The following is a 12,697-nucleotide window of genomic DNA, read 5'->3' as shown; positions in this document are numbered from 1 at the left end:
GCGGGCCGCGGCGCCGGAAGCCCCGGCGCCGCCGCGCTACTTCACGCTGCCCGCGGTGAGGCCGCCGACGAGGCGCTTCTCGATGATCATGAAGAGGATCACGACGGGGATGATCGCCACGATCGAGACGCCGAACACGTAGTGCCACGAGGTCTCGTACTGGCCCACGAACTTCGTGAGCGCGACCGAGAGCGGCTGGTTGCCCGCCGTCGAGAGGATGACGAGGGAGGCGGCGAACTCGTTCCAGCACGCGACGAACGTGAAGACGATCGCGGTGACGATGCCGGGCCACACGAGCGGCAGCTGGATGCGGAACAGCACCGTGAGCCGCCCGGCTCCGTCGATCTGCGCGGCCTCGTCGATCTCCTTCGGCACCCCGGCGAAGAACGAGTGCATGATCCACACCGCGAACGACAGGTTGAACGCCGCGTTGATGAAGATCATGGCCGCCCAGGTGTCGATGAGGCCGAGGGTCACGAACTGGCGGAACAGGCCCGAGGTGAGCACGGCGGGCTGCAGCATCTGCGTGACGATCACGAGGAAGAGGAACACGAAGCGCCCGGGGAACCGGAACCGCGCCGTGTAGTACGCCGCGGGCAGCGCCACGGCGAGCACGAGCAGCGTCGCGAACACCGAGATGACGATCGTCGAGATCAGGTTCTGCGGCAGCGGCGTCTCGGGGGTCGACCACATGTTGATGTAGTTCTCCCAGTGCCACTCCGTGGGGAGGTAGGTGGGGTCGACCGAGCGGATCTGCGCCTTCGTCTTCACCGAGCCGAAGAACATGATCGTGTACGGGAGGATGAACACGACGAGCACGATCGCGCCGGCGAACATGCGCAGCAGCACGCGCCAGATCGAGACCTGGTCCTCGGTGTAACGGCGTCGCCGGTTGACCGGCGCGGGCGCGCCGATCGTCTCGAACGCGGGTGCGGTGACGGCCACGGGTCAGACCTCCCGGGTGGGCTTGACGACCTTCACGTACACCGCGACGATCACGATGACGATGAGGAAGGCGACGACGGACAGGGCGCTCGCGACGTCGACCTTGTGCTGGTTCTGGATGTACTTGAAGATCAGCGTCATGATCGTGTCGGCGTCGTAGCCGGGTATCGACCCGGTCATCACCTTCAGGATCGGCAGCGAGTTGAAGACGTTGATGATGTTGATGAGCACGGCCACCGACAGGGCCCCGCGCAGCTGCGGGAGCACCACGCTGAAGTAGGTGCGGAGCGGGCCGGCGCCGTCCATCTTCGCGGCCTCGACCACGTCGCCGGGCACGGTCGCGAGGCCCGCGAGGATCGTGTAGGTCGTGAACGGCAGCGAGACGAACACCGCGACGACGATCGACCACGCGAAGGCGGTCGTGGGGTTGCGGGTCCAGCCGTAGCCCTCGGGCGTCTCGATGAGGCCCACGTCGACGAGGAACTTGTTGATGATGCCGAAGTACGGCTCGAGCCCGTAGTAGACGACGAGCGTCGTCATGACGACGGATGCCGCCCACGGGATGATCACCGCGAGCCGGACGATGCGACGTCCGGGGAACGCCTTGTCGAGGATCTGCGCGAGCCCGAGCGAGATGAGCACCGTCGCGGCGACGACCACGACGACCCACACGATGGTGCGCAGGAAGATCGGCCAGAAGTAGGGGAACGAGAACACCTCGACGTAGTTGTCGAAGCCGACCGATCCCTGGTCGAGACCCGAGATCGAGATGTCACGGGTCGAGTTGTAGAACATGACGACGGCCGGGAACAGCACGACGCCGAGGATGAGGATGAGCGCGGGCCCGATCCAGGGCAGCGAGGCGAGCAGGTCGCGGCCGCCCGGCTTGCGCGCGGCCGGCCCGTCGGATCCGGCCCCGCCGGTGCGGGGGCGGCCGGTGGCCGCCCCCGCGGGGGTCGATGACGTATCGGTCGAGGTGCTCATGGTGCGATGGTCACCGATCCCTCCGGTGGTGGTGCGATTCGAAACGGATGCCGCGGCGTCAGCCGGCGTCGACCTGGGCCTGGATCTCGGTCAGCACGTCCTGTGCGGGCTTCGTCTGGATCTGGCCGAAGAGCGCCTTGAACGCGGCATCCGTCGCCTGCCACTGCGGGTTGGTGGACGGGTAGAACTGCGCGTCGGGCAGCACCTCGAGGAACGGCGCGAGCGCCTCCTCGCCGCCGAGCGCCTCGGCGCCCGACTTCGTGACCGGAAGGAAGCCCTCGGCCTGCACCCACGGGACGTACACGTCCGACGAGTAGTAGTAGTCGAAGAACTTCGTGATCGCGTCCTGCTTGTCGCCGTCGTTCTGGAAGGCCATGAGCTGGTCCATGACGCCGAGCGTGAAGGGGCTGCCGTCCTGCGTGGGGATCGGCACGATCGAGTAGTCCAGGTCGGGGTTGTTCTCCTCGATCTGGCCGACGGTCGGCGGGAGGCCCACCTGCATGCCGATCTTGCCCTGGATGAAGATGTCCATGAGCGGCGAGCGGTCGGTCGAGCCGGGGTCGGCCTGGGTCGCGCCCGCGTCGATCATCTTCTTGATCTGGTCGGCTCCCGGGAGGTTCGCCGGGTCGTCGACGGTGATCGCGTCGGCGTCGCCGAACGTGCCGCCGCCGCCCCAGAGCCACACGGCCGCCTCGGCCTGCGCCTCCTCGGAGCCGAGCGGCATGCCGTAACCGGCGATGCCGCCGCCGAGGGCGGAGATCTTCGTCGCCGCGTCGAGCAGCTCGTCCCACGTGGCGGGCGGCGCCGCGACGCCGGCCTGCTCGAGCAGGGCGTTGTTGACGAACAGGGCGCGCGCCGATGCGATGAGCGGCAGCGCGTAGGCGGTGCCGTCGACCTCGGCGTTGGCGAGGAACGACTCCTGGAAGTCGCCGAAGGTCTCGCTGGAGACGACCTCCTCGGCCGGGTAGAGCAGCCCGTCGGCCGCGAAGCCGGCGAACGGCCCGCCGTTGTAGATGTCGGGAGCCTCGCCACCCTGGATCTTCGTGGTGATCACGCTCTCGAGGTTGTCCCACGACTGCACCTCGAGGTTGACGCTGATGTCGGGGTTCTCCTCCTCGAACCCCGCGATGACGTCCTCCCAGAGGCCCTGCGTGGCGTCGGAGTAGCTCGGGACGAGCAGGTCCAGGGTGTTCCCGTCGCCCTCGGCGTCGCCGCCGGAGCCGCCGCCCCCGAACCCGCAGGACGCGAGCGTGAGCGATGCGGTGGCCGCGAGTGCGATCGCGGTGCCGAAGCGTAGCGACTTCTTCATTCGTGCTTCCTCACTGTGCATGGTGTGATCACAGGCGCCGCGATGGCCGCGCCGGTGCGGTGGGTGGCGGAACCTCTCCGCCATGTGCATGAATCTGACGCGAAACAGCAAGCATCGATCAGTTTCAGTCACTTCGTGGTCACGATGATGTCGGAGCGACGGTCGATCCGTCAAGTGCCGGTCACATGATCGTTACCAAGCGGATGCCGCGCCGACTCGAACCGGAGGGTGTCATCCTCTCGCTCACACGCATGATCACTGGACACTCGCATCGATCATTTGCAATCATGGTGTTTGCTTGCCGCCCCGATCCGCATGGAGGACTCTCGATGACCCACGGCACCGACGCCGCACCGCCCGCCCGCCACGTCGACCCCGTCGATCGCGTGAGCGCACCCGGGGCGCACATGGCCGCCGAGCTCGCCTCGCAGCCCGAGACGTGGGCGCGGGCGGCGACGCTGCGCGACGAGCAGTCGCTCCTGCCCGCACGCGGCGCACGCATCGCCGTCGTCGGCTGCGGCACCTCGTGGTTCATCGCCCAGTCGTACGCGTGGCTGCGCGAGACGGGCGGGCAGGGCGAGACCGACGCGTTCGCGGCCTCCGAGGCGTTCGTCGACCGGGGCTACGACGCGGTCGTGGCGCTCACGCGGTCGGGCACGACGACCGAGGTGCTCGAGCTCGTCGAGCGAGTGCGCGGCCGCGTGCCCACCGTCGGCGTCATCGGCGACCCGACCTCGCCGCTCGTCGACCTCGTCGACCGGGCCGTGACCCTGCCGTTCGCCGACGAGCAGTCCGTGGTGCAGACCCGCTTCGCGACCACCGCGCTCGCGCTGTTCCGCGCGTCGCTCGGCGAGGACCTCGAGGGTGCCGTCGCCGACGGCCGCCGGGCGGTCGACGAGCAGCTCGACCCCGAGCTCGTCGCCGCCGAGCAGTACGCGTTCCTCGGTCGTGGCTGGACGGTCGGGCTGGCGCACGAGGCCGCGCTCAAGATGCGCGAGGCCTCGCAATCCTGGACGGAGTCGTACCCCGCGATGGAGTACCGGCACGGCCCGATCTCGATCGCCGCACCGGGTCGCGTGACCTGGCACTTCGGCGAGCCGCCCGCCGGCCTCGCCGACGAGGTCGCCGCGACCGGCGCGCGCTTCGAGGCCGGTCCCCTCGACCCGATGGCCGAGCTCGTGCGCGCGCAGCGCGTCGCCCTCGCCCGGGCGTTTGACCGCGGCCTCGACCCCGACTCGCCGCGCAACCTCACGCGCTCGGTCATCCTCGAGGGCTGACGGGCGTGACCACGACGACGGATGCCGCGCCGGCGCCACTCGGGGCCGGCGAAGCCGTGCTGGCGTTCGACGTCGGCGGCACCGACACCAAGTCGGCGCTCATCGACGCCGACGGGCGCGTGCTCGGCCTGCGCCGCACGCCGACGCCGCTCGACGGCGCGCGCACAGCCGAGGCCGTCGTCGGCCGCGTCGCCGAGCTCGCCGCTGACCTCCGGGACGCGCATCCCGACGTCCGCCCGGTCGCGGCGGGCCTGCTCGTGCCGGGCATCGTCGACGCCGAGCGCGGCGTCGGCGTCTACGCGAGCAACCTCGGCTGGCGCGACGCGCCCATCCGCGACCTCGCCGAGCGGGCGACCGGGCTCCCGGTCGCGTTCCACCACGACGTGACGGCGGCGAGCTGGGCCGAGCACCGGCTCGGCGCCGCACGCGCGTACGACGACGTCGTGGTGCTCGTCATCGGCACGGGCATCGCCGGGTCGCTCATCCTCGACGGGCGGCCGCACCTCGGAGGCGGGTATGCAGGCGAGATCGGCCACTCCCCCGTCGCCGACGAGCCGCAGTGTCCGTGCGGCGCGCGCGGCTGCCTCGAGGCCATCGGCTCGGCCGGGGCCATCGTCCGCCGCTACGCCGAGCGCACCGGCGAGACGGTCGACGGCGCCCGCGAGGTGCTCGCCCGCGCCGAGGCCGGCGACGCCGATGCCCGCACGGTCTGGGAGGCGGCGCTCGACGCACTCGCCTTCGCGGTGGCGCAGCTGGCCGCGACCGTTGCGCCCGAGGCGATCGTGATCGGCGGCGGGCTCTCCCGTGCGGGCGCGGCCCTGTTCGTCCCGCTCGCCGAGCGCGTCGACGCCCGGCTCAGCTTCCACCGCCGCCCCCTGCTCGTGCCCGCACAGCTGGGCGGCAACGCCGGGCTGCTCGGCGCCGCGATCATCGCCCGCGAGAGTGTCGGCGCATGATCCTCACCGTCACGCCGAATCCCGCGGTCGACCTCACGTGGCACGTCGACGCGCTCGAGCCGGGCGCCACGCATCGCGTCCCGACGGGCGCGTCGCGCGCCGGCGGCAAGGGTGTCAACGTGGCGCGGGTGCTGCATGCGACGGACCACGACGTGCTGGCGGTCGCGACGGCGGGCGGCGCGACCGGCGACGAGCTGCGCGCCGACCTCGAGGCATCCGGCCTGCCGCACCGGCTCGTGCCGACGCGGGCGGCCACGCGCCGTACCGTCGCCATCGTCGACGAGCGCGTCGGCGAGACGTCCATCCTCAACGAGTTCGGCGCCTCCCTCGCACCGGCCGAGGCCCGGGCGCTGGCCGATTCCGCCGCCGAGCTCGGCCGCACCGCGGACGCCGTGGCGATCAGCGGCAGCCTGCCGCCCGGGTTCGGCCGCGGGAAGCTCGGCGCCCTCGTCGAGCGGCTCGTGGCCGCCGGCGTGCCGGTGATCGTGGACACGAGCGGTCCCGGCGTGCTCGCCGCGGCATCCGCCGGTGCCACCGCACTGAAGCCGAACCGCGAGGAGCTCGCGGCCGCGACGGGCCTCGCCGACCCGCTCGACGGCGCCCGATCGCTGCTCGCGCGCGGTGCTCGCGTCGTGGTGGTGTCGCTCGGCGCCGACGGACTGCTCGTCGTCGGCCGCGACGGGGCGCCGGTGCGCGCACGACTGCCCCGAGTGCTGCACGGCAACGCCACGGGCGCGGGCGACGCCGTCGTCGCGGCGATCGCCGTGTCGCTCGCCGACGGCGACGACCTCTGGTCCGACACGGATGCCGCGACCGACGCCAGGGCGCGGCTCGCCCGTCGCGCGACCGCGTGGTCGGCGAGCGCCGTGCTCATGCCGCTCGCGGGCGAGCTGTCGCCCGACCATGCCGAGCTCGCGGACGAGGTCCGCATCACGATGATCGACGAGGACGCCGAATGACGCTGACGCCCACCCGCACGCTGCTCGACGAGGCGCGCGCCGCCGGCCGCGGCATCGGCGCGTTCAACGTCGTGCACCTCGAGACGGCCGAGGCCCTCGCGGGTGCCGCAGAGGACGCGGGCCTGCCCGTGATCCTGCAGATCTCGGAGAACTGCGTGCGGTACCACGGCGCGCTCGATCCGATCGCCCTCGCGACGCTCGCGATCGCCGAGGCGTCGTCGGCGCGTGTCGCCGTGCACCTCGACCACGCCGAGGAGCCCGAGCTCGCCCTGCGCGCGATCGATCGCGGCTTCGGGTCGGTCATGTACGACGGCGCGAAGCTCGACTTCGCCGAGAACGTCGCGACGACGCGACGGGTCGTCGAGCGGGCGGATGCCGCGGGCGTGCTCGTCGAGGCCGAGCTCGGCGAGATCGGCGGCAAGGACGGCGCCCATGCGCCCGGCGTGCGCACCGACCCCGGCGAAGCGGCCCGGTTCGTCGCCGAGACCGGTGTCGGCGCGCTCGCGGTCGCCGTCGGATCGTCCCACGCGATGACCGAGCGGGTCGCCGCGATCGACCTCGACCTGATCGCGCGGCTCGCGGCCGCGGTGCCGGTGCCGCTCGTGCTGCACGGCTCCTCGGGCGTGCCCGACGAGACGATCGTGCGCGGCATCCGCTCGGGGCTCGTGAAGGTCAACGTCTCCACCCACCTGAACGGGGGGTTCACGGGTGCGGTGCGGTCGTACCTCTCGGCGCACCCCGCGGCCGTAGACTCGCGCACGTACGTCGCCGCGGGCCGTGCTGCGGTGCGCGACGAGGCCGCCCGGCTCCTCGCCCTGTTCGCCTCGACCGAGCACTCCATCGAGAAGGAGCCCGCATGAACCGCGCCGAACGGCTGAGCGCCGTGCTCGACCTGCTCGCCGAAGGCGGCCAGGTGGAGGTCGACCAGATCGTCGAGCGACTGGACGTGTCGCCGGCGACCGCGCGTCGCGACCTCGACGCGCTGGCCGAGCAGCAGCTGCTCACGCGCACGCGCGGCGGAGCGGTCGCGCACTCGGTCGCCTACGACCTGCCCATCCGCTACAAGAACCAGCAGAACCCCGAGGCGAAGGCGGCGATCGCCCGCGCCGCCAGCGCGCTGGTGCCGCGCGGCGCGGTCATCGGCCTCTGCGGCGGCACCACGGCCACGGCCATCGCCGACGCGCTCATGTCGCGTGCCGACATCATGGAGCCCTCGCACGAGCCGAGCCTCACCATCGTGACGAACGCCATCAACATCGCGATGCAGCTGGCCATGCGTCCGCAGATCAAGACCGTGGTCACGGGCGGCGTCGTGCACGCGCGCTCCTACGAGCTGGTCGGCGCCTACGCCGACGCGGTGCTCGGCAGCATCACGCTCGACCTCGCGTTCATCGGCGTGAACGGCGTCGACGCGACCGTCGGCCCGACCTCCCACGACGAGCGCGAGGCCGCGGTGAACGCCCTCATGGCGTCGAGGGCCGCCCATCCCGTGCTCGTCGCCGACGCGTCGAAGATCGACAAGCGCGCGTTCGCGGCCATCGGCCACCGACGGCTGTTCCCGACGATCATCACGGACGCCGGGGCCACTCGCGAGCAGCGCCAGCGCCTCGCGGACAGCGGCTACGACGTTATCGTTGCGTAGGTGAGCACCCCCTCGACGGTCATCCACTCCGCCCGCCTCGTGACCGGCCGCGACACGGTGGCCGACGCGTGGGTGCGGTTCGAGGGCGACCGCGTTGTCGCGCGAGGCATCGGCGACGAGTGGCGCGCCGCCCTCGGCTCCGAGACGACGGTGACGGATGCCGAGGGCCGCACGCTCGTGCCCGGATTCATCGACCTGCACTGCCACGGCGCCGGCGGCGCCTCCGTCGAGGAGGGCGAGGCCGCGATCGAGCGGGCGCTCGCCGTCCACACGGCGCACGGCACGACCCGGAGCGTCCTCTCCCTCGTGACGGCGCCCGTCGAGGTGCTCGAAGGGCACCTGGCGACGATCGCCCGCGTCGCGGCATCCGACCCGCGCGTGCTCGGCGCGCACCTCGAGGGACCGTTCCTCGACCACGAGTTCCGCGGCGCGCACGACCCCGAGCAGCTGCGCACCGCCGACGACGCGTCGGTCGAGCGACTGCTCGTCGCGTCGGAGGGCATGCTGCGCCAGGTCACCATCGCGCCCGAGCACCCCGGCGCGCACGGGGCCATCGCGGCGTTCGTCGACGCGGGCGTCGCCGTGGCCGTCGGGCACACGGGCGCCGACTTCGGCACGGCGCTCGCGGCGTTCGAGGCCGGCGCGTCGATCCTCACGCACGCGTTCAACGGCATGCGCGGCATCCACCACCGGGCTCCGGGTCCCGTCGTGGCCGCGATGCACGCCGACCACGTGACGCTCGAGGTCATCAACGACGGCGTGCACGTGCACCCAGACGTCGTGCGGCTCGCGTTCTCGGGGGCGCCCGGACGCGTGGCGCTCATCACCGACGCCATGGCGGCGGCCGGCGCGGCCGACGGACGCTACGTGCTCGGCTCGCTCGAGGTCGTCGTCGACGGCGGCGTCGCACGGCTCGTCGAGGGGGGATCGATCGCGGGCTCGACGCTCACGCAGGACGTCGCCCTGCGCCGCGCCGTGATCGACAGCGGCATCCCGCTGCACGAGGCCGTGGGGGCGCTCACCGTCGCGCCGGCCGCGGCGATCGGCCGCTCGGGCGACCTCGGACGCCTCGACGCCGGCTACGCGGCCGACGCCGTGCTGCTCACCGACGACCTCGAGATCGAGGCGGTCTGGGGCGCGGGCGCGCGGCTCGCCTGAGACGGGCACGCTGCCGCGGGCTCGCCCGGGGCTCGCGTCCTGCCCGACGCGCCCGATGCGCGACGTGCGCACGGTCGTGGCGGGGTCCGGAGGCGTGCTCCCCATCGCCTCCGGACCTCCGCCCGTTCCGAGGCGCCGCCTCGACCCCCCGAATGCTGCGCCTCACGCCGGCGTGCGCCGGCCCCGCCCCGCGTCGGGGACGCGGAGGCGGCGGTTCGATCCGGCCCGTACGCGGGCCTTCACCTGAGAGACGGCGGAGCGGTGGATCCATGACGCGCGTTCGCGGAAAATCTGCTGGAATTGGTCGAATCCCGTGCGGCGCGTCATGATCGCCCATGCTCCACGTCTCTTCCATGACGCCCATTCCCCCCACCCATGGAGGCGACGTGCCACCCCTGCGCACCGACCTGTCCGACGGCGCGCTCATCGAGCGCACGCGCCGCGGCGACCGTGCCGCCTACGGCGAGCTCTGGCAGCGGCACGCACCGTCGGCGCGCACCGTGGCCCGCTCGTTCAGCTCGCTCGATCCCGACGACCTCGTCGCCGAGTCGTTCACGCGCATCTACGACGCGATCCTCGCGGGGCGCGGCCCGACCGGCGCCTTCCGGCCGTACCTCTTCACGACCGTGCGCAACACGGCCGCGAGCTGGGGACGCGCCCGCCACGAGACGACCCTCGAGACGCTCGAGTCGTTCGAGGACCCCGCGACGAGCGAGTCCGCGACCCTCGACGCGCTCGACCGGTCGACGACGGCGCAGGCCTTCCGCTCGCTGCCCACGCGCTGGCAGGAGGTGCTCTGGTACACCGAGGTCGAGGGCATGCAGCCGGCGCAGGTCGCCCCGCTCGTCGGCATGAGCGCGAACGCCACGGCCGCGCTCGCCTATCGCGCCCGCGAGGGGCTGCGGCAGGCGTGGATCCAGGCGCACCTGCGCAACGCCGAGGAACCCGAGTGCCGCTGGACGATCGACCGGCTCGGCGGCTACACGCGCGGGCGACTCCGCACGCGCGACACGGCGCGACTCGAGGCGCACCTCGACGACTGCGCCCGCTGCACCATCGTCGCCGCCGAGGCGCGTGAGGTCGGCTCACGGCTCGCCCTCGTGCTGCTGCCCTTGGCGGCCGGCGTCGGCGGGGCCACCGCGTACTCGGCGTGGCTCTCGCAGGGCGCGCCGGTCGCGCACGTCGCTCTGGGTGCGGCCGGGTTGCCGTCGGTGCTCGCGGGGCACGTCGCCGCGGGGTCGGGTGCGGGATCAGCGGCCGGCGCCGGGTCTGCTGTGGCCGGCGCGGCAGGTGCAGGTGCGGGCTCCGGCGCGGGCGCCGCATCCACAGGGTCGGCCGGCGGCGCATCAGCAGGCGCGGCCACCGCGGCAGCGGCGGGCACCACGGGCGCCAACGGCGTCGCGATCGGCGCCGGCATCGGGGCCGTCGCCCTCGCGGCCGCGGCGGTCACCGCGGTCGTCGTGCTGCCGGCGCTCGTGAGCGCCGACCAGGCGCCCGCGGCGATCGTCGCGCAGGCGGAGCCCGACGCACCGCCCATCGAGCTGGCCGGCCCGTCGGGCCCGGTGCTGCCCACGCCGCTCCCGTCGCCGCCCGGCGTCCCCGACGCCCCCGCCACCGGTGACGCCGACGACGAGGGCGCGGATGCCGCCCCGCCCGCCGCGCCGAAGGCACCGACGGCTCCCGGCCCGACGCCCGCACCGGGTCCGACGCCCACGCCGACCCCCACCCCGACGCCCGACCCCGAGCCCGTCGAAAACACGGCCGCGGCACCGGCGTTCAGCGCCGACACCGCGGGCGGCCTCGTCGACCCGCTGCTCTCGGGCACCGCAGAGCCGGCCGCGGCCGTCACGGTCACGTCCGGCGACGGACGCACCTGGTCCACGACCGCCGACGCGTCGGGCACGTGGAGCCTCGTCGCCGACGCGCTCCCGACCGGCACCACCCGGCTGACGGCCCGACAGGTCGACGTCGCGGGCAACGCCTCCGCCACGAGCGACCCCGTCGTGGTCGAGCTGTCGAGCCCCTCGCTGGTGCTGCGACCGAGCGGTCCCATCGTGTGGCACCTCACGTTCGGCGGCGCGGCATCCGCCGACGTGCAGCTGCTCGTCGACGGCGCGCCGGCCGCCGCCGTGACGCTCGACGGCAACGGATCCGTCCGCTACATCGGCTTCGGCTTCATCACGCCCGAGAGCCTGGTCGAGGTGCGCTACGCGGTCGACGCCCGCACGGGCCCCGTCTCGACGGCGACGCTCGAGCGCGGCTGACGCGCGCGGGCGGCGCGGCGGGTCGCCCCGACGAGCACGACCGCGACGAGCACCAGCACCACCGCGTAGAGCAGCGGCAGGCCCTGCACGCCGATCCGCTCGAAGAGCACGGCGCCCACGAGGGCGCCGCCGCCGATGCCCACGTTGAACGCCGTCGTGTACAGCGCGCTCGCGGCATCCCGCTGGCGCGGCGGCGTTGCCTGCAGCAGGCGCGTCTGCAGCAGCGGCGGCACCGCGCCGAACGCGAGCCCCCACACCGCGAACGCGATGAGCGAGGGCACGACGCCGGGCGCGAGCCCGAGCACCACGAGCGCCGCCGCGGCGACGGCCATGGCGGTCACGATCGCCGCGGTCGGCCGGCGCGCGAGCGGCGAGCCGGCGATCACGAGGCCGATCGCGCCGGTCACGCCGTAGACGAAGAGGAGCGGGCCGACCGCGCCGGGCTCGAGGCCGACGACGTCGGTGATGAGCGGCGCGACGTAGGTGAACACCGCGTACTGCCCGAGCATGGTGGCCGCGGTCACGGCGCAGACGAGCAGCACGGGCCCGAGCGCGGCGTCGCCACGGCGGAAGCGCGCGGCGGTCGCACCGGCCTCGGCGGCCACCGGGGGCAGGAACCGCCACACGGCGAGCGCGCCGACGAGCGTCAGCCCGGCGACGATGGCGAAGACGGGTCGCCAGCCGACGACCTGGCCGAGCACGGTCGTGGCCGGCACGCCGGCGACGAGTGCGAGCGTGCCGCCGCCGAGCGTGACCGAGATCGCACGGCCGATCTGGTCCTCGGGCACGAGCCGCGACGCATAGGCGGCCACGATCGCCCAGAACAGGCCGTGCGCCACGCCGCCGACGACGCGCACGGACGCGAGCATCCAGTACTCGGGCACGAAGGCCGACGCGAGCGTGGTGAGCCCGAGCACCGCGAGCACGAGCACGAGCAGGCCGTGTCGCGGCATCCGGCTGGTGAGGGCCGTGAGCAGCGTCGACGTGACGACGACCGTGAAGGCGAAGACCGAGACGAGCAGCCCGATGAACGGCTCGGCGACGCCGAGGCCCTCGCTCATCTCGGGCAGGAGGCCCGTGGGCAGCATCTCGATGGTGATGGACAGGAACACGCCCGCGGCCAACAGCAGGAGGCCGGGCCAGGGCAGTCGGGGTGCGCGCACGCGCGCGGGTTCGGTGACGGACATCAGGATGTCTCTCCGA

General features: G+C 73.3%; 11 protein-coding genes. 7 read left to right on the top strand and 4 right to left on the bottom strand.

Annotated features, from left to right (window positions below):
- Positions 1-36 precede the first annotated feature (36 nt).
- The 3 genes from ACWEOH_RS13180 to ACWEOH_RS13170 are packed head-to-tail and all read right to left on the bottom strand — an operon-like array spanning position 37 to position 3,238.
- Positions 37-945: a carbohydrate ABC transporter permease gene (locus ACWEOH_RS13180; RefSeq protein WP_452031565.1), complete on the bottom strand. Its 909-nt coding sequence runs from the start codon at positions 943-945 to the stop codon at positions 37-39.
- 3 nt (positions 946-948) lie between these two features.
- Positions 949-1,929, bottom strand: a complete 981-nt coding sequence (locus ACWEOH_RS13175) for a carbohydrate ABC transporter permease (protein WP_452031563.1) — start codon at positions 1,927-1,929, stop codon at positions 949-951.
- A gap of 58 nt (positions 1,930-1,987) precedes the next feature.
- Complete coding sequence (locus ACWEOH_RS13170) at positions 1,988-3,238, bottom strand: extracellular solute-binding protein (RefSeq protein WP_452031561.1); 1,251 nt, start codon at positions 3,236-3,238, stop codon at positions 1,988-1,990.
- Between the two features lie 407 nt (positions 3,239-3,645).
- Between ACWEOH_RS13170 and ACWEOH_RS13165 the strand changes: the two genes are divergently transcribed.
- From ACWEOH_RS13165 to ACWEOH_RS13135, 7 genes are all read left to right on the top strand, one after another.
- The gene (locus ACWEOH_RS13165; protein ID WP_452031939.1) at positions 3,646-4,515 is read left to right on the top strand and encodes an SIS domain-containing protein; all 870 of its coding nucleotides are present in this window, start codon (positions 3,646-3,648) and stop codon (positions 4,513-4,515) included.
- A gap of 5 nt (positions 4,516-4,520) precedes the next feature.
- Positions 4,521-5,471, top strand: coding sequence for an ROK family protein (locus ACWEOH_RS13160; protein ID WP_452031559.1), 951 nt, complete (start codon positions 4,521-4,523; stop codon positions 5,469-5,471).
- On the top strand, positions 5,468-6,430 hold the full coding sequence (locus tag ACWEOH_RS13155; RefSeq protein ID WP_452031557.1) for a 1-phosphofructokinase family hexose kinase: 963 nt from the start codon (positions 5,468-5,470) through the stop codon (positions 6,428-6,430). The genes ACWEOH_RS13160 and ACWEOH_RS13155 overlap by 4 nt, the downstream gene beginning before the upstream one ends.
- Positions 6,427-7,290 (top strand): class II fructose-bisphosphate aldolase, encoded by an 864-nt coding sequence (locus ACWEOH_RS13150; RefSeq protein WP_452031555.1) that lies wholly within the window; start codon positions 6,427-6,429, stop codon positions 7,288-7,290. Before ACWEOH_RS13155 ends, ACWEOH_RS13150 begins: the two co-directional genes overlap by 4 nt.
- Positions 7,287-8,072 carry a DeoR/GlpR family DNA-binding transcription regulator gene (locus ACWEOH_RS13145; RefSeq protein ID WP_452031553.1) on the top strand — a complete coding sequence of 262 codons (786 nt, stop codon included), beginning with the start codon at positions 7,287-7,289 and terminating at the stop codon, positions 8,070-8,072. The genes ACWEOH_RS13150 and ACWEOH_RS13145 overlap by 4 nt, the downstream gene beginning before the upstream one ends.
- Positions 8,073-9,230: an N-acetylglucosamine-6-phosphate deacetylase gene (locus ACWEOH_RS13140; RefSeq protein WP_452031551.1), complete on the top strand. Its 1,158-nt coding sequence runs from the start codon at positions 8,073-8,075 to the stop codon at positions 9,228-9,230. It begins immediately after the preceding gene.
- A gap of 386 nt (positions 9,231-9,616) precedes the next feature.
- The gene (locus ACWEOH_RS13135; RefSeq protein WP_452031549.1) at positions 9,617-11,494 is read left to right on the top strand and encodes a sigma-70 family RNA polymerase sigma factor; all 1,878 of its coding nucleotides are present in this window, start codon (positions 9,617-9,619) and stop codon (positions 11,492-11,494) included.
- Here ACWEOH_RS13135 and ACWEOH_RS13130 read toward each other — a convergent pair.
- Positions 11,437-12,681 (bottom strand): MFS transporter, encoded by a 1,245-nt coding sequence (locus ACWEOH_RS13130; protein ID WP_452031547.1) that lies wholly within the window; start codon positions 12,679-12,681, stop codon positions 11,437-11,439. The genes ACWEOH_RS13135 and ACWEOH_RS13130 overlap by 58 nt on opposite strands.
- Between the last annotated feature and the right edge of the window lie 16 nt (positions 12,682-12,697).

It is taken from the genome of Agromyces sp. NPDC004153, assembly GCF_053603635.1.
Note: the sequence above shows the minus strand (reverse complement) of the source record. Positions and strands in the feature narration are given on the sequence as shown.

Coding starts and splice junctions, on each gene's coding strand:
- ACWEOH_RS13145 (WP_452031553.1), top strand. CDS start 7,287: ATGAACCGCGCCGAACGGCTGAGCGCCGTGCTCGACCTGCTCGCCGAA.
- ACWEOH_RS13170 (WP_452031561.1), bottom strand. CDS start 3,238: ATGAAGAAGTCGCTACGCTTCGGCACCGCGATCGCACTCGCGGCCACC.
- ACWEOH_RS13175 (WP_452031563.1), bottom strand. CDS start 1,929: ATGAGCACCTCGACCGATACGTCATCGACCCCCGCGGGGGCGGCCACC.
- ACWEOH_RS13130 (WP_452031547.1), bottom strand. CDS start 12,681: ATGTCCGTCACCGAACCCGCGCGCGTGCGCGCACCCCGACTGCCCTGG.
- ACWEOH_RS13150 (WP_452031555.1), top strand. CDS start 6,427: ATGACGCTGACGCCCACCCGCACGCTGCTCGACGAGGCGCGCGCCGCC.
- ACWEOH_RS13165 (WP_452031939.1), top strand. CDS start 3,646: ATGGCCGCCGAGCTCGCCTCGCAGCCCGAGACGTGGGCGCGGGCGGCG.
- ACWEOH_RS13155 (WP_452031557.1), top strand. CDS start 5,468: ATGATCCTCACCGTCACGCCGAATCCCGCGGTCGACCTCACGTGGCAC.